This is a genomic window from Pseudomonas sp. 2725 (assembly GCF_050434585.1).
Classification (GTDB): domain Bacteria; phylum Pseudomonadota; class Gammaproteobacteria; order Pseudomonadales; family Pseudomonadaceae; genus Aquipseudomonas; species Aquipseudomonas jessenii.
In genome coordinates this window covers 80,153-102,494 of the sequence record NZ_JBNDIV010000011.1, presented here as the reverse complement: position 1 = coordinate 102,494, position 22,342 = coordinate 80,153, and the positions used below count along the sequence as shown (strand labels likewise).

Sequence of the window (22,342 nt, the reverse complement as noted above, 5' to 3'; positions counted from 1 at the left end):
TGACTGGATAACTCATCATGAAAAAGAACTACCTCTCCCACCCAGTCAAAGCACTGGCCCTGGCCCTCGGCCTGTTCAGCTCGGTGACCTTCGCCGCCGACGCTCCGCTGAAAATCGGCACTACCGCCGCCTTCGCCATCCCCCTGGAAGCAGCGGTCGAAGAAGCCGGCAAACAAGGCCTGAAGGTCGAACTGGTGGAGTTCACCGACTGGATCGCACCGAACGTCAGCCTCGCCGCTGGCGACATCGACGTGAACTACTTCCAGCACATCCCGTTCCTGGAAAACGCCAAGGCAGCATCAGGTTTCGATCTGGTGCCGTTCGCGCCGGGGATCATCAACAACGTCGGTCTCTACTCGAAGAAATACAAAAGCTTCGACGAACTGCCCCAAGGCGCCAGCGTGGCCATCGCCAACGATCCGATCAACAGCGGCCGTGGCTTGCAGCTGCTGGCCAAGGCAGGGCTGATCACCCTCAAGCCCGGCGTCGGCTACAAGGCCACCGAAGAAGACATCATCGCCAACCCGAAGCACATCAAGATCCTCCAGGTCGAAGCCGTGCAACTGGTACGTGCCTATGACGATGCCGATCTGGTGCAGGGCTACCCGGCCTACATTCGCTTGTCGAAAACCTTCGACGCGGGCTCCGCGCTGCTGTTCGATGGCCTCGATCACAAGGAATACGTGATTCAGTTCGTGATCCAGCCCAAGAGCAAAACCGACCCGCGCCTGATCAAGTTCGTCGACATCTACCAGCACTCACCGGCTGTGCGCGCCGCACTGGATAAAGCCCACGGCAAGCTCTATCAAGCCGGCTGGGAAAGCTGAGCATGACCGCCGCCATCCAACGGCGACTGGAGATTCCAGAGCCGCAAAGCGCAGAGCGCACTGAGCTGCATCCCGAACTCAACCATGCCCACATACGCTTCATCGGCCTGGGTAAAACCTACAACGGCCAGCAAGGACCGGTGGCCGCGTTGCACGGCATCGACCTGGCGATCCAGCGCGGCGAAGTGTTCGGCATCATCGGCCGCAGCGGCGCCGGCAAGTCGTCGCTGATCCGCACCATCAATCGCCTGGAACAGCCAAGCAGCGGTCGGGTGCTGATCGATCAAGTGGACATCGGCGAGTTCGACGAAGACCGACTGGTGGCGCTGCGGCGGCGCATCGGCATGATCTTCCAGCACTTCAACCTGATGTCGGCCAAGACAGTTTGGCAGAACGTCGAACTGCCGTTGAAAGTCGCTGGCGTGCCCAAGGAACAACGCGAGCGCAAAGTCCGTGAACTGCTGGAACTGGTGGGTTTGCAGGCCAAACACAAGGCTTACCCGGCGCAGTTGTCCGGCGGGCAGAAACAGCGCGTGGGCATTGCCCGGGCGCTGGTGCATGACCCGCAAATCCTGCTGTGTGACGAAGCCACCTCGGCACTGGACCCGGAGACTACGCAGTCGATTCTCGGCCTGCTGCGCGAGATCAATCAACGCCTGGGCCTGACCATTGTGCTGATCACCCACGAGATGGTGGTGATCCGTGAAATCTGTGATCGGGTGGTGGTGCTGGAGCACGGGAGAATCGTCGAGCAAGGCCCGGTCTGGGAAGTGTTCGGCAATCCACAACATGAGGTCAGCAAGACATTGCTGGCGCCGTTGCAACACGCATTGCCGCAAGAACTGCAAAGCCGTCTGTTGGCGCAATCGAGTGCCTGCGACGCCGCTGTGGTCCTGCGCTTGCAGTTCACCGGCAGCCAACGCGACGAACCGGATCTGGCGGCACTGTTCAGCGCCCTCGGAGGCCGCGTGCGATTGTTGCAAGGCGGTGTGGAACGGATTCAGGGCCATGCGCTTGGGCAACTGCTGCTGGCGGTGACCGGCTCGTCCCTCGATGCCGAGGAGTTGTGTCAGCGTGCCTCTCATTGGGCGCAACAGGTGGAGGTACTGGGTTATGTGGTTTGATCGCTTGCTGCAGGGCTTTATCGACACCTTCCTGATGGTCGGCGTGTCGTCGTTGATCGCGCTGTTGGCGGGCATTCCGCTGGCAGTGATCCTGGTCACCAGTTCCAAGGGCGGCATCTACGAAGCGCCAGCGCTGAACCGCGCTTTGGGCGCATTCGTGAACTTGTTCCGCTCGGTGCCTTTCCTGATCCTGATGGTCGCTTTGATTCCGTTCACCCGGCTCATCGTCGGCACCACTTACGGCGTGTGGGCCGCGGTGGTGCCGTTGACCATCGCCGCTACGCCTTTCTTTGCGCGCATTGCCGAAGTCAGCTTGCGCGAGGTCGACCACGGCTTGGTCGAAGCAGCGCAAGCCATGGGCTGCCGGCGCTGGCACATCGTCTGGCATGTGTTGTTGCCGGAAGCGCTGCCGGGGATTGTTGGCGGGTTCACCATCACCCTGGTGACGATGATCAACTCCTCGGCCATGGCCGGGGCGATTGGCGCCGGTGGACTGGGGGACATTGCCTATCGGTATGGGTATCAGCGGTTTGATAGCCAGATCATGTTGACGGTGATTGTGTTGCTGGTGGCGTTGGTGGCGGTGATTCAGCTGGGTGGGGATCGGTTGGCGCGGGGCCTCAACAAGCGCTAAGCACGTTGCGAACACCCTTTGTGGCGAGGGGGCTTGCCCCCGTTCGACTGCGCAGCAGTCGCAAAACCGGCGTACTCGTTGTTTCTGACATACTTCATTGCATGGTTATGGGGGCGCTTCGCACCCCAACGGGGGCAAGCCCCCTCGCCACAGGTGATCACCACCCCTGACAGGGAAGTTTTCGTACAGGGAAATCAGCCATTCCGCAGGCCTATTCCCTTTCCTTTGCAGGAAGTTTCCTAGATCATTTCGCTCGCTTGCGCCTGCCAAATCCGGCGGCTAGTCTCGGTCCGTCACTGCTCATCAGTGATCGGGTTTAGTCGCCCGGATCTTTCTAGGCGCACAGCGCCACCTCATTCCAGGTGTTTTCATTACCTGAAAGTTATGGTGGCTGTGCGCAGGGCACCCTCGGGTGCGCCGGGTTGCCTAGAGACCGGTCGACTAACCTGCGTGCAGCCGCCACCCCTGCTCGTTTAGTCGCGACATCGGTTGGCTCCAATTAGCTCTAGGAGTTTTACCAATGGAAAAATCCGTTCCCGATCCGCCTCCCGAAAATCCCGACAACGAAACCGTCACCGACGATTCACTCAGAGATCGCTCCGTGCTTTATCGGGCCATCGATTTCTACCTCACCGGCAAGCAACCCGCACCGCCCGATGAAATGCGCTTCTACAACGTCAGCAAAGACGTGAGCTTCGAAGACACCCAGCTCTATGTTGCCGATCTGCTGCGTTGTGCTTCGGTGACGGCGTATCAGTGTGGCGATCAACTCAAGGGCGCCGACCGTGCGATGGTGTACTCGATCTGGCATTTGCTGGAGATTGCCAAGGCGATGGTGGATCACTCCATTGAATGTCTGGGGATGAAAAAGGGCTGAGCCATCTGTTGTCAGTACCAACGCCATCGCGAGCAAGCTCGCTCCCACAGTTGATCCTCAGTGCAGACCAAATTTGTGCACGGCGCGAATCATTGTGGGAGCGAGCTTGCTCGCGATGGGCTGCGAAGCAGCCCCCGGCATGATGGCGTATATTCGACCCATCCCACTTGCCCGCGCAGCCGACCATGAAGCAAACACCCGACGACCTCGAACAGATCACCGCCACCACCCTGGGCCATTACAACGCAGTGGCCGAAGACTTCCGTGAAGGCACCCGCGATCACGACGTCAGCCAGAACATCGATGCCCTGCTGCGGCACATTCAGGGCGAGGCGCCTTTCGATATTCTCGATTTCGGCTGCGGGCCGGGTCGGGATTTGCAAACCTTCACCCGCATGGGCCACAGGGCTGTCGGCCTCGACGGTTCGGAAAAACTCGCGCAGATGGCCCGTGAGGACAGTGGTTGCGAGGTCTGGCAGCAGGACTTTTTGAAGCTTGATCTGCCGGCCGAGCGTTTCGACGGGATCTTTGCCAACGCGGTGCTGTTTCATGTTCCGCGTCAGGAATTACCACGGGTGTTGAAGCAGTTGTGGGAAGCGCTGAAACCGGGTGGCGTGTTGTTCAGCTCCAACCCCCGTGGCGAGAATCAGGAAGGCTGGAACGGGCCGCGTTATGGGTCGTATCACGACCTGGCGGCCTGGCAGCATTTGTTGATCGAGGCGGGGTTTGTGGAGCTGGAGCATTACTACCGGCCGACAGGGCTGCCGCGGGAGCAGCAGCCCTGGTTGGCGAGTGTCTGGCGTAAAGCTGTGTAGCCCATTCGGACGCCATCGCGAGCAAGCTCGCTCCCACAGTGGATTGCGGTCAACCTGTGGGAGCGAGCTTGCTCGCGATGAGCGCGAAGCGCTCGCTTTTTAAACAGTATCCTTCTTCGGCTCGCGGATCTTGTACCAGGCCACATACAGCGCCGGCAAAAACAGCAGCGTCAGCAAGGTGGCGATGACGATCCCGCCGATCATCGCGTAGGCCATCGGCCCCCAGAACACTTCCCGGGCAATCGGGATCATCCCCATGCTCGCCGCCGCCGCGGTCAGCAGGATCGGACGGCGCCGATGTTCGGTGGCCTGCACCACTGCATCCCACGGTGCATAGCCCTTCAGTTCGTATTCCTCGATCTGGGTCACCAGGATCACCGAGTTACGAATGATGATACCGATCAGCGCCAGAATCCCGAGGATCGCCACGAAGCCCATGGGCGTGCCTGTCGGCACCAGCGCGATCACCACGCCGATCAGCCCCAGCGGCGCAACGCTGGCCACCAGGAACAGCTTCTGCACGCTGTGCAGCTGGATCATCAGGAAGGTCGCCATCAAGAACAGCATCAGCGGCACAACTTTGGCAATCGGTCCCTGGGCCTTGCCGCTTTCCTCCACCGTACCACCGGTGGCGACCTTGTAGCCCGCCGGCAATTTGGCAGCGAAATCGTCGATGGACGGCTTGAGGATTTTCACCAGGTCCGTCGGCTGGATCTCGTCGCGTATCGCCGCCTTGATGGTGATGGTCGGCAGGCGATCGCGACGCCACACCAGCGGCTGCTCCAGTTCGTAGCGCACCGTGGCGAACGCCAGCAGCGGTATCGACGTGCCGCTTGGCGTGACGATTTGCAGGTTCTGCAGGGTTTCCGGCGTACCGCGTTCGGAATCCACCGCGCGACCGACCACGTTGATCAGGTAAATGTCGTCATCGACCTGGGTCACCGACTGGCCGCTGACGATGCCGTTCATCAGGTTGGCCACATCCTCCGAAGACAACCCCAACTGCCGCGCCTTGTCCTGGGCGATGTCGATCCGCAGCACTTTGCCCGGTTCGTTCCAGTCGTAGATGATCTCGCCAATGTGCGGGTTCTTGTCCAGCTCAGTGGCCAGGTCGATGGCATGTCGGCGCACCTGGTCGACGTCCTTGCCACTGACCCGGTACTGGATCGGACGCCCTACCGGCGGGCCCATTTCCAGTGCCTGGACATAACTGCCGATGCCAACGAAGTCGTTGCGCAAGCGCTCGCGAAGCTTCTGCATCATGGCCTCACGGGTATGACCTTTGCTGACGATCACCAGCTGCGCGTAGAACGGGTTTTGCAGTTGCTGGTCCAGTGGCAGATAGAAGCGAATGGCACCCTGGCCGACGTAGGTGCTCCAGCGCACGATGTCCGGATCGTCCTTGAGCGTGGCTTCAAGGCGATCGACGGCCCGGCGGGTTTCGTCGATCGAGGCGTTTTGCGGCAGGTTCAGGTCCACCAGGATTTCCGGCCGATCCGAAGACGGGAAGAACTGGTTCTGCACGTAGCGCATGCTGAACACCGCCAGTACAAAGCACAGTACGGTGATGCCAATGGCCCACCAGCGATTGCGCATGCACCACAGCAGCCCGCCGTTGAACGCCTTGCCGATACGCCCGGGTTCGCCTTCATGGGGTTTCACGTTGGTACTGAGAATGTGCACGCCGATCACCGGCGCAAACAATACCGCCACCACCCACGACACCAGCATCGCGCAGGCAATCACCGCAAACAGAGTGTAGGTGTATTCACCGGCCGAGCTGGCGTTCAAGCCGATCGGCACGAAGCCCGCCACCGTCACCAGCGTACCGGTGAGCATCGGGAACGCCGTGGAGGTGTAGGCGAAGGTCGCCGCCTGCTCCTTGGTCTCGCCCAACTCCAGACGCGTAACCATCATTTCCACGGTGATCATCGCATCGTCCACCAGCAGGCCGAGGGCGATGATCAGTGCACCGAGGGAAATCCGCTGCATGGTGATGCCGCTGTATTCCATGAACACGAACACCATCGCCAGCACCAACGGGATCGAGCAAGCCACCACCAGCCCGGCACGCACGCCAAGGCTGACGAAGCTGACCAACAGTACGATCACCACGGCCTCGAACAACGCGCTGGTAAAGCCGCCAACGGCCTCCTCGACCACCACGGCCTGGTCGGAGACGTTGTCAATGCCGACACCGACCGGCAGGTCGGCGGTCAACTGGTCAATACGGGTGTGCAGGGCCTTGCCGAACGCCTGGACGTTGCCACCCTTCTGCATGGCAATCGCCAGGCCGATGGCCGGTTTGCCGTTGAAGCGGAATTCCGGCGAGGCCGGATCGACGTAGCCGCGGCTGATTTCGGCAATGTCGGCCAGACGATAGAAGCGGTCATTGAGCTTGAGGTTGACCTCGGCCAGGTCTTTCTCCGAAGCGAACTGCCCCGAAGTGCGCACCGAAATCCGCTCCGGCCCGGCCTCGATGACACCCGCCGGGGTCACGGAGTTCTGGGTTTGCAGGCTCTGCACCACCTGACGCTGATCGATGCCCAGCGCAGCGAGTTTGCGCGTGGAGAAGTTCAGGTACAGCACTTCGTCCTGCTGGCCGACCATTTCGATCTTGCCCAGCCCCGGCACGCCGCGAATTTCCATGCGGGCCTGTTCCACGTAGTCGCGCAACTGACGCATGGTCAGGCCGTCGGCGGTGAAGGCGTAGATCGACCCGAAGACGTCACCGAACTCGTCGTTGAACGACGGCCCCTGTATGCCTTGCGGGAACTGGTATTTGATGTCGTTGATCTTCTTGCGCACCTGGTACCAGATTTCCGGGATGTCCTTGGCACTGGTGGTGTCGCGCAGGTTCACGTACACCGTCGATTCGCCGGGGCGCGTGTAGCTTTTCACATAGTCGAGGGAGTCGAGCTCCTCGAGCTTCTTCTCGATCCGGTCAGTGATCTGTTCGAGGGTTTCCTCCTGGGTCGCCCCCGGCCATTTGCTCTGGATCACCATGGTCTTGATGGTGAACGAAGGGTCTTCTTCGCGCCCCAGGTTGAAATACGAGAACACACCCATCAACAACGCGACGAACATCAGATACCAGATGAACGACTGATGCTTGAGGGCCCATTCCGAGAGGTTGAAAGGCCCTTTCATTGACTGTCCTCGTCGATTTTCACTTGTTGCCCCGGCTTGAGGCTGTTCACACCGGCACTGACCACCCGCTCGCCGTTCTTCACGCCGCCAGCCAGCACCACGGTGCTGTCGGTACGGCTGATCACGGTGATGTCACGGGGGGAGACGGTTTTACTCTGTGCATCAATCACCCAGATGCGTGGCTTGCCATCGACCTCCTGCAGCGCGGTGACAGGCAACTCGATACGCGGCTTGATCGCCGAGCTCAGGGTGACGCTGATGGCTGTGCCGAGGCGAAAGCCATCTGGTGTTTCAGCCAGGCTCAGGCGGGCGCGACGGGTGCGTGTGGCGCTTTGAGCCTGAGGTTCGATTTCACGGATGATGGCGGTGGTGTTGATGCTCGGATCCAGCTGCGCAGCGACCAGAAACACCACATCGCTGGGCAGTTGATCGACCAGGGTATCGGGCAGGTCGATCACCGCTTCCTTGATGTCCGGTTGCGCCAGAGTCACCACTTGCTGACCGGCCGTTACCACTTGCCCGGCCTCGGCGCTCCACTGGGTGACCACGGCTTTATGATCGGCGCGCAGCTCGGTGTAGCCCAGTTGGTCCTTGCTCTGGTTGACGGCCGCCCGGGCCTGATCGAGGGAGGCCTGGGTGGTTTTGAGGTCCGTGTTGGCCTCGTCGAGTTGCGCTTGCGCGCCGACCCCACGATCAAACAAGGCTTGCTGGCGCAGGGCGCTGGCCTTGGCATTGATCAGTTGCGCCTGAATTTTCGACAGGTCGCCCTGGGCCGAACGCAATTGGTTCTGCTGGTCGGAAGGGTCGAGGGTGGCGAGCAGCGTACCCTTCTCCACCTCAGCGCCGACATCGACGTTACGGCTGGCGATTCGCCCACCCACGCGAAAGCCGGTATTGCTTTCATAGCGCGCCTGGATGCTGCCGGCGAATCGGCCCAGGTCCTCTTCGCTCAAGGTCTGGACCTTGATCGACAACACCGGCCGTACCGGCGCCGGCGGCGGTTCGTTTTTGGAACAGGCGCTCAGCACCAGCCCGATGGACAACGCCCATAAAGGCTTCATGGCTTGGCTCCCCACGTCAGATCCTTGTAAGTGTTTTCGGCAATTTCGACTTCCATGTCCGGGTGCAAGAGTTGTCCGCCGGCGATGATGACTTTGTCCCCGTCCTTCAACCCGCCGCTGATGATGACCTTGCCGGTCAGGTAGCGGCCGACCGTGACTGAATGCAATTGGGCCTTGCCCTTGTCGTCGACAATCCAGACAGCGGGGGCACTGATGTTTTTGGTCAGCGCCGACCACGGCAACTCGATGACCGACTTGCCCGATCCGCTGGCCGTGGCACTCACCACCGAACCCAACTGCATGCCGTCGGGCAGTTTGTCGAGGCCGACCTTGACCTGCACGGTTCCGGATTGCGCCGACACCGCCGGGGTGATTTCGCGTACGGTGCCAGTGGTTTTGATCGCAGGGTTATCGACCAGGCTGAGGACAATGGTGTGATCTCTCGGCTTCTCGGCCAGCAGCGATTCGTAGACGTTGAACACCGCATCCCGGTCGCCGTCACGGGCCAGGCTGAAGATGGGCATCGTCGCCTGCACCACCTGGCCGACTTCCGCCTGGCGCTCGGTAATGATCCCCGGTGCATCGGCGATCAGCGCCGTATAACTCAACTGATCCTTGGCATTGGCCAACTGCGCCTTGGCAGCGCTCAGGGCGCTCTGGCTGCTGTGCAAGGTTGCCTGGGCCGAGTCGTATTCGCTCTGGCTGGTGTAACCCTTGGGCAGCAATTTTTGCTGACGCACGAACGCCGCCGCACTTTGCGTCACCCGCGCCTGCTCGGCGACGACTTGCGCCTGGGCCGAATCGACATTGGTCTGCAAATCCTTGGGGTCGAGCCGGGCCAGCACTTGCTTGGCGGTCACTCGATCACCGACGTCGACCGAGCGCTGGATGATCTTGCCACCCACGCGGAAAGACAGCTCCGTCTGTACCCGGGCCTGGATATCACCGGTGAGGGTAACCGGGACCGCGTAATCGGCCGGCTTGACGACTTGCACGAACACCCGTGGCAGGTATTCCTGCACGGGTTTCTTCTCGTCGCAAGCCGTCAGCAGGGTGACGACACTCAAGGCCATGACTACTTTAAATCCGGGAACCACCATGCAAACTCCTTGGCCTTTTCCATGTACAACTCGACAGAGAGCTTAGAACAGGATTGGAACCTTGCACGAGCGTCTTATGAAGAAAAAGCTCACACTCTTTCAGCCCTGAAACACTTGCCATAGACGCCTGTGCATGCCTGACAATGAGCCCCGGTCGATCCCCCATCAGGAACCCAAATGCTCAAGACCCTCGCGGTGGCCAATTACCGCTCGATCAACAAACTGGTGATCCCGCTGGGACGGCTGAATCTGATCACCGGCCCCAACGGCAGCGGCAAGTCCAACCTGTACCGCGCGCTGCGCCTGCTGGCGGAAACCGCCCACGGCGGGGTGGTCAATGCCCTGGCCCGTGAAGGTGGCCTGGATTCGACCTTCTGGGCCGGCCCGGAAACCATCTCCCGGCGCATGCGCACTGGCGAAGTCGCCATCGAGCCCACCGTGCGCCAGGGCGTCAAACGCTTGCGCCTGGGGTTTGCGGGAGAGGATTTCGGCTACTCGATCAGCCTCGGCCTGCCCGATTCCAATGGCCATTTCATGCTGCCCGGACGCAGCACGCCGATACCGTCTTATTTCAGCCTCGACCCGCAGATCAAACGCGAATGCCTGTGGGCCGGAGCGTTCTATCGCCCGGCCAGTCTGCTGGTCGATCGTGACGGCCCGATGATCCGTGCCCGCGCCGATCGAAAGTGGGATTTATTGGCGCAGCACACGCCGACTTTCGACAGCCTGTTCGATCAGGTCGGCAGCCTGCGCAGTTCGCCGGAAGTGCTGGAGATGCGCGAGTTCATCCGCCGCTGGCGCTTTTACGATCACTTTCGCAGCGATGCCGACGCCCCGGCGCGGCAACCGCAACTGGGCACCCGCACGCCGGTGCTGCACCACGACGGACGCGATCTGGCGGCGGCCTTGCAGACGATCATCGAAATTGGCGACCCCGAGGCCTTGCGGGCGGCGATCAGCGACGCCTTCCCCGGCGCACGACTGAACATCGAACCTCTGCCGGGTGGGCGCTTCGCCATCGAGTTCTTTCAGGAAGGTTTTTTGCGGCCGCTGTCGGCCGCCGAGTTGTCGGACGGAACGTTGCGTTACCTGCTGTTGGTCGCAGCGCTGCTGACGCCACGCCCGCCGACGCTGATGGTGCTGAACGAACCGGAAACCAGCCTGCACCCGGATCTGCTGCCGGCGCTGGCGCGCTTGATCATCCGCGCGTCCGAGCAGTGCCAGGTGTGGGTGGTGTCCCATGCGCGACGTTTGATTTCGGCGTTGCAGGAGGACCCGGAGTGCAATTGCATCGTGCTGGAGAAGAATCTCGGACAGACCGGGATTGTCGGGCAGCGGATGCTGGATGAGCCGGCGTGGTATTGGCCGGAGTGAACGGCGCGTAATTTGACGGGAGATGGAAGACGTCTATTTTCCCTTGCGCCGTAGGAAGGATCTTTTTTTCGAAACGCCTCTCCAAGGACGAACCACTTTTGGCCAGAATCCCGGCCAACATCTCACAAGGACGAGAACATGGCAGACGTACAACCGCCGCAACGGCTGGATCCGCAGGACATTCTGAAACTCTTGATGGCGTTGCGCAGGGCCTTGAAGGCCAGGCCGGCCTGAGCAATTCAGAGTCAACTGGCTCCCTGTGGCGAGGGGGCTTGCCCCCGTTGGGCTGCGAAGCGGCCCCAAACAGATCTCCCGCGCTCCCCTGGGCGAATGCTGCGGCCCGACAAGCTCCCTCGCCACAGTTAAATCGAGCACCCATAAAAAAACGCCGACGCTAAATCAGCCGTCGGCGTTTGAAACCTTGAAGGGGTTTGCTTCGCGAATCAGAACGCAGGCAGTACCGCGCCGCTGTACTTCTTCTCGATGAAGGCTTTCACTTCCGGGCTGGTCAGGGCCTTGGCCAGTTTCTGGATGGCAACGCTGTCCTTGTTGTCCGGACGAGCCACCAGGAAGTTCACATAAGGCGAATCGGCACCTTCGATCACCAGGGCGTCTTTAGCCGGGTTCAGACCCGCTTCCAGCGCGTAGTTGGTGTTGATCATGTCCAGGTCGACCTGATCCAGCACGCGCGGCAACATCGCGGACTCGAGCTCCTTGAACTTGAAGTTGTGCGGGTTCTTGGCGATGTCTTTCGGCGTGGCCAGGGCGTTTTTCGGGTCTTTCAACTCGATCAGGCCAGCCTTCTGCAGCAGGATCAGGGCACGGCCGCTGTTGCTGCCTTCGTTCGGGATGGCGATGGTCGCGCCGTCTTTCAGTTCAGCCAGGGTTTTGACTTTCTTCGAGTAGCCGCCGAAGGGTTCAACGTGAACACCGATCACGGTTTCCAGGTGAGTGCCTTTACCTTCGTTGAAGCTCTTCAGGTACGGCAGGGTCTGGAAGTAGTTGGCGTCCAGACGCTTCTGATCGACCTGCACGTTCGGCTGAACGTAGTCGGTGAAGACTTTGATTTCCAGGTCCACGCCTTCTTTGGCGAGGGTTGGCTTGATCAGCTCGAGAATCTCGGCGTGTGGAACCGGGGTCGCGGCAACCACCAGTTTCTCGCCAGCCTGGGCCAGGCCCGCGGTCAGGGCAGCCGCCAGTGCGGTGAACAACAGAACCTTTTTCATGCAGTGTCCTTATCGAAAATCACAGTCGCTTGTGGCGACGGCTTGAACATGAGAGTGCCAGTGAAGTGCTATCGCTGGCGTGAAGCGGACAATACCGGGATTTTTTATTCCCGAACAATAACTTTTATTCGAGTTGATATTCCATTTTGAAATAATCTAGATCTCTGCTCATCGTTGTTCAAACACCGCGCAGCTTGATGATCTGCTCGCCAATCTCATGGGTGAATGACTCCAGAGCGTCCAGCGCATCGCTTCGAAATTTCTGGGCACTGAAACCCTCAGTCAGTGATGGCCAGTAGTCTTGAAGCAATGCGTCGGCTTTGGCAGCGTACTTTTCCGAATTCGCGACCACGAATGCTGATTTGGCAGCGATACCCACCCCACTGGTGACCGTTTTTGCCGTCAACACGTTGTTTAGCCGGCTTTGTAATTTGACCGTGCTTCTCAATGCCTCATTTGCCGTGGAAACAGCGCCGTGTAGACGCCGCCCCACTGCCACCCGCGCGGCCCCTCGCTGTGCAGCCACCACGTCTGCCAGGGAGCCGACACTTTTCGTCAACGCAAAGCCAATGCCTTTACTGCCAATTTTTGCAACCGCGGTGGCCCCCAACGACACCACTCCCAGCACCAGCGACGAGTAGGTCAATATCTGGGCGCCAAGGCTATCCGGGGCCAGTTCATCGACAACCGCGGAGGCAATTGAAACTGTCGCGGAAATGACCTCCAGGGTTAAAAAGGCCAAGGCGTTGGCCGAGATCGGCACGAGTGGTGCGGTTGCGCCCATGGTCACGACGGTGAGGGCAATCGCGGCGGCGGCCAGGGCGGCAGTCACTCCGATTTTCACCCATCCCAGGGTCGGGATATGCCCGGTGGGATCCTTGAGATTGACCGGATCCCCCAGACAATAGGCATAGGCATTGAGGCCGCCACCCTCAAAGGGGCTCCAACTGTCGGGGCTGTGAAATCGCATCAATCGGGGGTTGTAGGCCCGATACCCCCTGCCGAGCAGGTAACACCCGGTTGAAGGGTCCAGTCGCTCACCCTGAAACCCCAGCAGGGCGCCAAGTCCGCTCGATGCGGGGCGATCACCATAAGGAAGGCAGGACAAAACAGATTCGTCTTGAGATCCAAGGCGAGCAAGGGCGGTGCCCTGACCATCCGTGACAAACAAGACAACATCGTCACCTTGCTGCTCGGCCAAGTACTTGCCGTCGCCTGACAACAGACTGCGTCGATGGTTACCCGCCACTTCGCTGCACAGCGCATGTTCGCTATGGAAAAGCCTGATCAACTCTGCGGATTCGGCAGCCACCGCATGCAATTGATCTTCGCCGTCGAATTGATAGTGCGTGCGACCGCCAGCGCTGGCGACACTTTCGAGCCGACTCAGCGTGTCATACCTGAACGTGCGCCCTTGGTTATCGTTAAGCAGATTACCGTTGGCATCGTATTCGAAGCTCACTTGCCCGGGCTGATAGTGCGCGTGACTGTGAGTCATTGAACTCAACTGGGTTTTGTCAGGACGATCGTAGGAAAACCTGCACAGGTTCTCCTCCCCATCGAACCCCGTACGCACCGTCAACAGGTTGTCGAGGTAGTCGTAGGTGAACGCCTGAAAATCAATGCGTTTTCCCCAGGCATCGATCGGTGCCTGCGTGCCTTCACAGTCATAGCGCGTCAGACGCCCGCGGCTGTCGTAGGCGAAGGTTTCTGTACGTGACTGCGCACCGGACACCAGCGATCGTTGCTGAAGTTTGTCATCGGCCCCAAACGCTTGAATGACCTCCAGGCGAGATCCGTCGCCGAACTGCGAAATACGCTGAATCTCACGACCGAACTCATCGTGAACCAAGGTGGTCGTCAGCGAACGTTTCGAGGCGGTGTCCTCGACACTCAATGTCAGCAACTGGCCCTGGGCACCGTAGGCGTACTTCGCCAGAACCGGTCCCTGCCGTATTTCCACGGGCCGCGCCGCAGCGTCATGGATGTAAGCAGTTTCTACATCGTTGACATCGATAAAGCTGACGGGCAGCCCATTCAATGAACGGGTAGTGGCAGTGCCGAAGCGGCCTTCGCTGGAGATCCACTCCCGGGACTTTTCTTTGCCCGACCTGGAGTACTCAAACCGGCGCTGAATGGCAGGGCTGGAAGTTTCGACGAGTTGCCCGGTCAATGGATCAAATCGATGCCTGGCTGATTCCGCGTGGCCGCCCATCCGCGCGGTCACTGCCCCGTTGAGCATGGGATCAAGGGCGAACCTGAAAACATCGCCCGCCGCCGTCACTTGCTGCAAAGCTTGAGCGCCACCCCCCTCATAGGTCCTGGTTTCGGTTCTGCCGCCGACGGTCGTACGAGTGACACGCAACAAACCGTCGTAAGTCCGGGTGCCCAATACGTAGTCATCGGCACTGATTTCGATTGGATGATCACCCGTGCTCAGGGGGTCATACTTTTTTTTTATCGAAGTGCCATCCGGCAGAATCGTCTCGATCAGACGCCCGTAAAGGTCATAACGGAAGCTCGTTTCGAATCCCGCCTCGTTGGTTTGCGTCAGGCAACGCCCAAGTCCGTCGTAGGTAAAAGTCGCGGTGATAGTGACCGCACCTTCGGAGTCGATGCGTTCTTCCCGGTCCGGCTTACCGAACACGTTCAATACAGAACGGGTTTTTCCAGCGCCGTCGAGCCAGCAAGTTCGAGTCAATGAAACCGGGTCAAACACATCGTTTACCGGGACACCGTCAGGACCTACCGTTCTGCATACGCGCCCCCAGCCGTCGTGGCTGTAGGTCGTGGTTGACTCGGTGGCCTTGCCCTCGGACCAGTCCTGGCTGACTTCGCTCACCAGTCGCCCAAAATTGTCGTAGTGGGCCTCATAGGTCAGACGTAATGGTCTGTCGGCTGAATCGAAATCCTGAACCTTGACCTTGGTCGTGCGCCCGACCCCGTCGAGCCAAATCTTGCTCAGCACTCCCCGTATGTTGGTGATGCCGATGGTTGCGCCGTCCTCTGACTGGCTTTCGCCGTAGAATTCAGTGATGCGTGACGCGATATCCGTTCCATCGAATGCCGCTGTCTCGCGAACGACACGGTTCAGATTGTCGTACTTCTTCAACAACTCATTGCCGCCCCCATCCCGAAGCTTGACTTCCTGTCCGATAAATCGGTCATGCCAGACATTGCGATCATGCCTTTCACTACCCACGAACAATCGTTGAAGGGTTTTTACCCAATCTCCATCAATTGAATATTTGAATTCGAGACGGCGGTGACCGTTGTGCCCGGTTTGCGAGCGACTCTTGAGGCGTCCGTAAAATGCATCGCTGGCATCATCGATGTACTCGAATCGAGTATCCACGCATGGCTTGTTGTTCCCGCCTTCAAACAACCTTTCGCTTTGAGGCAACAAAAACCGATGACCGCCTTCGCGCAAAGAGGGCAAGTCGATGTAGGAAAAACGGACAATGACTGTCGGCGCCGGGGCAAAATCAGGTGAAGGCGTGACCGATCGCTCCTTCAATGCCGTGATGAAGCCCAGTGAATTGGGGGGGCAACCCTCGGCACCTTCGGCCGGATAATAGACGTAGTCCTCCCGGGCTCCGCTCGGATTGATCTGGGTTAGCAGATTGCCGAATTCATCATAGGTCGTATGGGTAGTTTCGGTTCGGCGCGTGGCGCTCGCGGAAATATCGACATAACTGACGATAGCTGTTTTCTGCAGTTGGAAATGGGCGGGCTGACCGGAGAAGTCCAGACCGTCAACATCGTGATAAACAACCGTTTTTTGCTGAACCTTGCCGTTGGAAATGGATTTTTCCGAGATCATCAGGTGAAAGCGGTTGTAGGTTCTTTCGATGCGACTCAGTTCAACCGCATTAACACCCTCCCCCGCAACCAGGCGTTCGGTGCAGGAGTAGGTGTAAGGTCCTTTGTGCCCATGCAGATGGTCCCCGTCCTGCACCCAACGAAGTCCCGATTGATAGCCGAGGAAATTTTTGTCGGAGTATTCATAGACACGGGTGATCGTCGGCAACCCTGTACCCGGCACCAGAACACTGCGCCGCACCGCCGGCAAGGCATTGATCGGCGCCCCGAGCGGCAACCGATGCTTCTGAGGAGCGTACTCGATACGCTCGACACTGCCGCCCGGCGCGCGGACGTCCGTCATGACCAGAAAACCATCGAGTAACTGGTAATTGAATGACCATGCAAGGTGCTCGGCAGAACCGTGATCAAGGGTTATCTGCCGAAGCCAACCATCACGAACCCGCAAAACAAAATTCAAGCGTCTTGGCGGATGATCAGGCCATACGGTAATGCTGGCGGGTTGATCTTTCGTTTCATGACTCAGGGCCACGACGCGTTGTTGCTGATCGTGAATTTCGTGCAGGACGCGACGGCCCCGCACCAACATGTATTTCAGATTGATCGAGCGCCCTTCGTTGGAGAAGACATGTTCGGGCAACCATTCATCATAAGTTTCATCCGGCCTGACCAACCTCTCGATCAGACCGTTTTTATGGCTGACAACCAGGTTGTCGCCGTCGAGCGTGACCCGAGTGTCTTGAAGCTTTTTATCCCGGACGATGAGCTGCCCTCTGCTGATGTAGACACGATAAGAAACTCCGCTAGCAAGGGTCAGCTTACGGGTCTTTCGATTGTAGGAGCTCAAGCCCAATGACCAACCGCGTCCCCAACCGAAATCCGTTGTGCGGAAACTATCGAATGAAATACTGAAGGGTATCAGCGGACCGTTGATATTGTTGGCCACCCACCCCGCGAGATTAATGCTGGTACTATAAGAGCCGGTACGGACGTCCACTCCAGACTGTATAAATTCAGAAAAATTGAACGCGCTGGATTCCACTTCTGGCATAGCTGTACTCATCATCATTCCTTGACGCTGCAGATACAGTAAAATTAAACAACTTCGATCATCGAAGGGCTTTGGGTGTTCATTGCGACGTCGACTTCATGCCCGTTCCCATACATATCCCGAACAAACATCTTCACCGACAATTGATCATATCGAACTGTGGACTCTCCGCCCTTTCTGGCAAAGTGCATCAAAAAAGTTATTTTGCCTTGCTCATCATGGTAGGTCGCAATTTGATCGGCTGTTTCCCACAATGCCTCCGCGCCGTCATTAGACTTGAGCCCATTAAAATAGCCAACGGCGTAGTACCCGAGATAGTCAGGATGTTCACTGCGTGCCCGCAACACGCCGGTAATCGAGCAATCGACGAATTTTATATGGTGCTGGTCCACTAACAGGTCCAGGACATATCGATCAACCTTGGCAACGTTCTCTGTCGGTTTCCAGTTGGCGGACAGGTGTTTGACCCTGAACTGTTCTTTTCGATAGATCGGCGGTGGCACGGTCCTCAGGCTTATTTCACCGAATTCCGAGGTTTCTTCCGAATTGAACACCTCACCGTCCGAACGGGTAATGGCCGCAATCAGCTTGACGGGGTCGGGTGAGTTGCTGCTGACGTAGAACTCCTTGAGAAAGATGCCTTTCCCCCGCACAACCGGGCCATGCAGTTCACCCGTGTGAGGAAACGGCGCGTACGGCAAGCGTCGCTCCAGCATGCACTTCCACACCGGTTCCTCGCCGTCTCGAATGGTGTCTATCGGCAGGGCTTTTCCGGAATAGGCATCCAGCAGTTGAATGCTGTCGAGTTCGCTTTCGGAAATTCCAACTACCTTTTGCCCTTCGTCGACAGCTTGTACAACTACCATCAATCTCAACTGCTGGTATCCGTTGGCGTAAATTATGTTTCCGCCCGAAGTCGAGAAAACCTGAAGTCGTTTGAGGTCTATCCACTCAGGAGAATCAGCCTCTTGAAAAGACTGGGGCGCCATCTCCGGGTCAGCAGGCATATAACCGTCGACAAGGAGATTGATATCTTTCAACTCATCGTCGACACCTGGAGCTATCGCAGCATTATTTCCAACAAACTTCACAGAAAAATCCTTTTTCATATGATATTTAACAATGACGGATATCAATGTATCCAGGGAGAAATAAGAAGATATGTCAAAACCTATCAACCCACAAAACAGAAAATTGTTACAGCTACACTGCAAATAGTACAAAATATAACAGCAAGAATCAGCGCCCATAAAAAAACCAGGCAACCATCAATTGCCCGGTTTCGTTATAACGCCAATAAACGTGCTTATATATTGATGCTTGCGAAATACTCTCTCAGCGCCCGGACGTCAGCGACATCCCCTTGTTGAATAAGTAGATCTATCCATCCTCGTACAAGAACCGCAGATGGACGGACAACCGGCAAATTCAAATGCTCCGGCAAGATCTCGTCGCCGGTACTCACCAACAGCGCAAAGTGGATGACGTTTTCCAGTTCCCGGGTATTGCCCGGCCAACTGTGGCGTTCCAGCACAAGCTGCGCCGCTTCGCTGATCAACGGCACTGGCAAGTCGAGACGCTGGCTGTAGATACCGAGGAAGTATTCGGCCAGCGGCAGGATGTCACCTGTGCGTTCGCGCAGTGCCGGCAACTCGAGTTGGCCTTCGCTGAGGTAGTGATAAAGGCGTTCATGGAATTTTCCGGCGGCAACCGCCTGGGCCAGATCGATGCTGGTGGCCGCCACCAGACGCACATCCACCGGGCTCGGCTGATGGGCTCCGACGCGGGTGACTTCGTGGTTCTCCAGGGCAGCGAGCAATTTGGTCTGGATCGGCAGCGGCAGGTCGCCGATTTCGTCCAGGTACAGCGTGCCGCCATTGGCCGAACCGAACCACCCGGCGCGGCTGCTCGCCGAGCCGCTGTAGCTGCCCGCCGCATAGCCGAACAATTCGGCGTCGGCGTAGGTCGGGCTGATGGCGCCGCAATTGACCGACACGAACAACCCGCCGCGATCACTGGCGCGGTGGATATGGCGGGCCAGCAACTCCTTGCCGGTGCCGGTTTCGCCACGGATAAGCACTGACACTGAACGCGTGGCCAGTTGCTCAAGGTCTTCACGTAATTGTCGTGAACGTGAATCGACAAACACCAGCGCCTTGGCGCGGATGCTCAGGGGACTTTTTTCCGCATCGGGAAAGGTCAGCAGCGGCTGGCCGAAGGTTTCAAAGCTCATGGCAGACTCCCGCCCAAAACCGCCGGGAGACGGGGGCGTTAAATAAAGAAAGTGTTCAAGCGCGGCGCAGGGCGTGGTGTTCCATGCGGTTTTGCAGTCGATAGAGGTAGGCAAAACCTTGCTCCCAACGCTGGTGACCGGACTTCACGTTGATGTGCCCTGCCCCCGCCAGAATCCCCGCCTCGGCGCCCCAGTTACGCGCCAGCTCCAGGGCCCGCGGTGCACTGACGGCGCTGTCGTTGTCGGAGCTGACAACCTGGCTGGGGAACGGCAGCAGATCCGTCGGTATCGGTGCGAAGTTGCGCAACGCCGGCGCGCAAGCCGGGCGTTCGACATCTGCCGGTGCGACGAGCAAGGCGCCGCGCACTTGACGCAAAAACTGCACGGGGGCACTCGCGGCCCAATGGGCGACGGTGATGCAACCCAGGCTGTGGGCAATGAGAATCACCGGCGTGCTGTCGGCGGCAATCGCCTCGGCCAGCGCCGCGACCCAGTCTTCACGGCGCGGCGTCAACCAGTCAGCCTGTTCCACCCGTGCGCTATTCGGCAGGCTGTTCTGCCAGTGGCTTTGCCAATGATCTTCTGGCGATCCTTGCCAGCCCGGCACAATCAGGTAGCGAATTGATTCGTTGCGCATGGGGGAGCTCTCCTGCTGCGTGTCTGTTCCAGGTCGAGTATAGGGAGAGGATTTATATTCGTTAAGGAATAAGAAGCTATTTATTAAGACCAGTATCGAATATACAACTCGATCTAATGTGGGAGCGGGCTTGCTCGCGAAGGGGCCTTCAGATCCAACATCCTTGTCGCCTGACACTCTGCATTCGCGAGCAAGCCCGCTCCCACAGGGGGTTTGTGGTGTTACTGAAATCGAGGCATAAAAAAAGGGCCGCACCCTGCCAAGGAGACGGCCCCGGAAAACGAAAATTTGTTAACGCGCAGTAATCACCGACAGCCTGGTAATCCCTGCCCGTTCAATCGACGCCATGGCCCGTGCCACTTCGCCGTAATTCACCCCATCGTCCGCCTGCAACTGCACGCGCACCTCGGGGTCCTTGGTCTTCGCCGACTTGAGGTTGAACTCCAGCAAGTCCGGCTGTATCTCGTCCTTGTTGATAAACAGTTTGCCGGCACCGTCGATGCTCACCACCAACGGGTCTTTCTGCTCCACCGGCGCCACCGCTTCGGTCTTGGGCAGGTTGATCGGAATGGCGTTGGTCAGCAGCGGTGCGGTGACGATGAACACCACCAGCAACACCAGCATCACATCCACCAGCGGCGTCACGTTGATCTCACTGAGCACCTCATCGGTGTCTTGCGTGGAGAAGGCCATATCAGGACGCCTCCTTCACTTTCTGCACGCTGCCCTGGGTCGCCACTTTGTGCGCCGTCGGGTGGATCAGCACACGGAACGAACTCTTCTGCGCCAGGCTGTAGAAGTCGTGGGCGAAGTCATCCAGGTCCGCCGCCGTCAGTTTCAAACGACGCAAAAAATAGTTGTAAACCAGCACCGCCGGCACCGCGACGGCGATCCCTACGCCAGTGGCGACCAGTGCCGCGCCAATCGGCCCGGCGACCGTTTCAAGGCTTGCCGAGCCCGCCGCGCTGATGCCTTTCAACGCTTCCATGATTCCCCACACCGTGCCGAACAAACCAATGAACGGCGAGGTGCTGCCAATGCTCGCGAGTACCGCCAACCCGGTTTCCAGCGACCGGCGCTCGCGCACGATCTGCTGTCGCAAGGCTCGCTCCAGTCGATCCTGATGATTGATCGCCTGGCTCAGGTCCGCCGCCTGCGGCGCCTCGCCCACCTGGATGGCCGCATAACCGGCCTGTGCAACCCGGGCTGCCGCTCCGGGCCTGGTTTCGCTCAGTTCGGCCGCCGAGTCGAGACTCGAAGCGGCCCAGAACTGTTGATGAAACTTTCGATCCTGTGCCTTGAGGCGACCGAACTGCACGCCCTTGAGCAATGCCAGACCCCAGGTCGCGACGGAAAAAACCACCAGCAGCCAGATCACCGCGCTTTCGATGGATTCAAGTGGAGATGCCAGTAACGTCATGGTGTATTCCTCGTGTAAACGTTTCGCGCGAATTTGGTTTCGGTTTAATGAATCTTGAAATCGATGGGCACGCTGACCCAACCGTCCTGGGCGACATCACCCTGCTTGGCCGGCACGAAACTCCAGCGCTTCACTGCGTTCAGAGCGGCTTCGTCCAGTGCATCGCGACCGCTGCTTTTCTGGATCTGGACCTCGCCGGGCTTGCCGCTGGCCAGCACATGCACGCGCAACAACACCGTGCCTTCCCAGCCACGACGCTGGGCCAGCGAGGGGTATTCCGGCGCCGGGTTTTTCAAGTAGCCCGCGCTTGCTGAAGCAGGTGTCACGGGAGCTGGGGCCGGGGGAGCAGGTGGCGCAGGAGCCGCTACGGGCGCAGCCGGTTTCGGCGGCGCGGGTGGTTGCTCAATAGCCTTGGGCGCCGGTTTCGGTATCGGCTTGGCAACCGGTTTGGGCTTGGGAACCGGCTTCGGTGGCGGCGGCTTCACAGCCAGTTCGTCTTCCACGGGCGCAGGCGGCTCAACCACTGGCTGGACAGGTTGCGGTGGCGGCGGCTCGACCACCGGTGGCGCCGGACGCGAGAACTCGATGGTCATCGGCGGAATCTGCGGTGGCACGATGGGCAGCACGGTGGTCGGTTGCTGATTGACCCAATAGATCACCGCGCCATGCACCAGCAACGCCAGCAAGCCCAGCACGATCGTTTCCCGTCGGCGAAGGACGCCTTTTGGCGCGCGCTGCAAACGTAACTGGCCCAAGGGCACCCGGTGCGGTCGGCCGAGGTCGACCAGCTCACCACCGGGTGCCTGGCGCCACAGCACTTCATGTGCACCGGCGGCGGTCTGGACATTGCCCATTGTTTAACTCCCTGCGGTCTCTTTGCGGATTACCGGAACGTCGTGCTGAACATCCCCCGACGACGTTCTGGTAGAGCAATCATTGGCTTGAACGCTTAGCTCTGAAAGTAATGTTTAAACTTATGTTTAGACCTTTA

General features: G+C 58.9%; 17 protein-coding genes. 6 read left to right on the top strand and 11 right to left on the bottom strand.

The window, feature by feature from the left end; all coding sequences use genetic code 11:
- Positions 1 to 17: 17 nt before the first annotated feature.
- From ABIE16_RS26665 to ABIE16_RS26645, 5 genes are all read left to right on the top strand, one after another.
- Complete coding sequence (locus ABIE16_RS26665) at positions 18 to 827, top strand: MetQ/NlpA family ABC transporter substrate-binding protein (protein ID WP_057712486.1); 810 nt, start codon at positions 18 to 20, stop codon at positions 825 to 827.
- A 2-nt stretch (positions 828 to 829) separates the two neighbouring features.
- Entirely contained in the window at positions 830 to 1,951 is a 1,122-nt protein-coding gene (locus ABIE16_RS26660) for a methionine ABC transporter ATP-binding protein (protein ID WP_429522257.1), read from the top strand.
- The gene (locus ABIE16_RS26655) at positions 1,941 to 2,585 is read left to right on the top strand and encodes a methionine ABC transporter permease (protein WP_057712488.1); all 645 of its coding nucleotides are present in this window, start codon (positions 1,941 to 1,943) and stop codon (positions 2,583 to 2,585) included. The genes ABIE16_RS26660 and ABIE16_RS26655 overlap by 11 nt, the downstream gene beginning before the upstream one ends.
- Before the next feature lie 520 nt (positions 2,586 to 3,105).
- Complete coding sequence (locus ABIE16_RS26650) at positions 3,106 to 3,462, top strand: DUF6124 family protein (protein ID WP_429522256.1); 357 nt, start codon at positions 3,106 to 3,108, stop codon at positions 3,460 to 3,462.
- A 185-nt stretch (positions 3,463 to 3,647) separates the two neighbouring features.
- On the top strand, positions 3,648 to 4,277 hold the full coding sequence (locus tag ABIE16_RS26645; RefSeq protein ID WP_429522255.1) for a class I SAM-dependent methyltransferase: 630 nt from the start codon (positions 3,648 to 3,650) through the stop codon (positions 4,275 to 4,277).
- A 99-nt stretch (positions 4,278 to 4,376) separates the two neighbouring features.
- On the opposite strand, the gene ABIE16_RS26640 is transcribed toward ABIE16_RS26645, so the two are convergent.
- From ABIE16_RS26640 to ABIE16_RS26630, 3 genes are read right to left on the bottom strand one after another with little or no spacing between them, the layout of a single operon-like run.
- The gene (locus ABIE16_RS26640) at positions 4,377 to 7,427 is read right to left on the bottom strand and encodes an efflux RND transporter permease subunit (RefSeq protein WP_407515132.1); all 3,051 of its coding nucleotides are present in this window, start codon (positions 7,425 to 7,427) and stop codon (positions 4,377 to 4,379) included.
- Positions 7,424 to 8,488, bottom strand: a complete 1,065-nt coding sequence (locus ABIE16_RS26635; protein WP_349734803.1) for an efflux RND transporter periplasmic adaptor subunit — start codon at positions 8,486 to 8,488, stop codon at positions 7,424 to 7,426. Before ABIE16_RS26635 ends, ABIE16_RS26640 begins: the two co-directional genes overlap by 4 nt.
- Entirely contained in the window at positions 8,485 to 9,588 is a 1,104-nt protein-coding gene (locus tag ABIE16_RS26630; RefSeq protein WP_057712492.1) for an efflux RND transporter periplasmic adaptor subunit, read from the bottom strand. The genes ABIE16_RS26635 and ABIE16_RS26630 overlap by 4 nt, the downstream gene beginning before the upstream one ends.
- A gap of 177 nt (positions 9,589 to 9,765) precedes the next feature.
- Here ABIE16_RS26630 and ABIE16_RS26625 point away from each other — a divergent pair, with 177 nt between their 5' ends.
- Positions 9,766 to 10,962: an AAA family ATPase gene (locus ABIE16_RS26625; RefSeq protein WP_429522254.1), complete on the top strand. Its 1,197-nt coding sequence runs from the start codon at positions 9,766 to 9,768 to the stop codon at positions 10,960 to 10,962.
- 443 nt (positions 10,963 to 11,405) lie between these two features.
- Here the strand turns inward: ABIE16_RS26625 and ABIE16_RS26620 are convergent, their stop codons facing one another.
- The 8 genes from ABIE16_RS26620 to ABIE16_RS26585 form a co-directional block, all read right to left on the bottom strand.
- The gene (locus tag ABIE16_RS26620) at positions 11,406 to 12,188 is read right to left on the bottom strand and encodes a MetQ/NlpA family ABC transporter substrate-binding protein (protein WP_007972924.1); all 783 of its coding nucleotides are present in this window, start codon (positions 12,186 to 12,188) and stop codon (positions 11,406 to 11,408) included.
- A 178-nt stretch (positions 12,189 to 12,366) separates the two neighbouring features.
- The gene (locus ABIE16_RS26615) at positions 12,367 to 17,061 is read right to left on the bottom strand and encodes an RHS repeat domain-containing protein (RefSeq protein WP_429522253.1); all 4,695 of its coding nucleotides are present in this window, start codon (positions 17,059 to 17,061) and stop codon (positions 12,367 to 12,369) included.
- A 44-nt stretch (positions 17,062 to 17,105) separates the two neighbouring features.
- Positions 17,106 to 18,152: a hypothetical protein gene (locus ABIE16_RS26610; protein WP_429522252.1), complete on the bottom strand. Its 1,047-nt coding sequence runs from the start codon at positions 18,150 to 18,152 to the stop codon at positions 17,106 to 17,108.
- Positions 18,153 to 18,367: 215 nt separating this feature from the next.
- Positions 18,368 to 19,294, bottom strand: coding sequence for a sigma 54-interacting transcriptional regulator (locus ABIE16_RS26605; protein ID WP_429522251.1), 927 nt, complete (start codon positions 19,292 to 19,294; stop codon positions 18,368 to 18,370).
- Between the two features lie 55 nt (positions 19,295 to 19,349).
- On the bottom strand, positions 19,350 to 19,931 hold the full coding sequence (locus ABIE16_RS26600; protein ID WP_008045411.1) for an alpha/beta hydrolase: 582 nt from the start codon (positions 19,929 to 19,931) through the stop codon (positions 19,350 to 19,352).
- Between the two features lie 291 nt (positions 19,932 to 20,222).
- Positions 20,223 to 20,624 (bottom strand): ExbD/TolR family protein, encoded by a 402-nt coding sequence (locus tag ABIE16_RS26595; RefSeq protein WP_429522250.1) that lies wholly within the window; start codon positions 20,622 to 20,624, stop codon positions 20,223 to 20,225.
- 1 nt (position 20,625) lies between these two features.
- Positions 20,626 to 21,351 carry a MotA/TolQ/ExbB proton channel family protein gene (locus tag ABIE16_RS26590; protein WP_429522249.1) on the bottom strand — a complete coding sequence of 242 codons (726 nt, stop codon included), beginning with the start codon at positions 21,349 to 21,351 and terminating at the stop codon, positions 20,626 to 20,628.
- 44 nt (positions 21,352 to 21,395) lie between these two features.
- Entirely contained in the window at positions 21,396 to 22,205 is an 810-nt protein-coding gene (locus tag ABIE16_RS26585) for an energy transducer TonB (protein ID WP_429522248.1), read from the bottom strand.
- Positions 22,206 to 22,342: the final 137 nt, after the last annotated feature.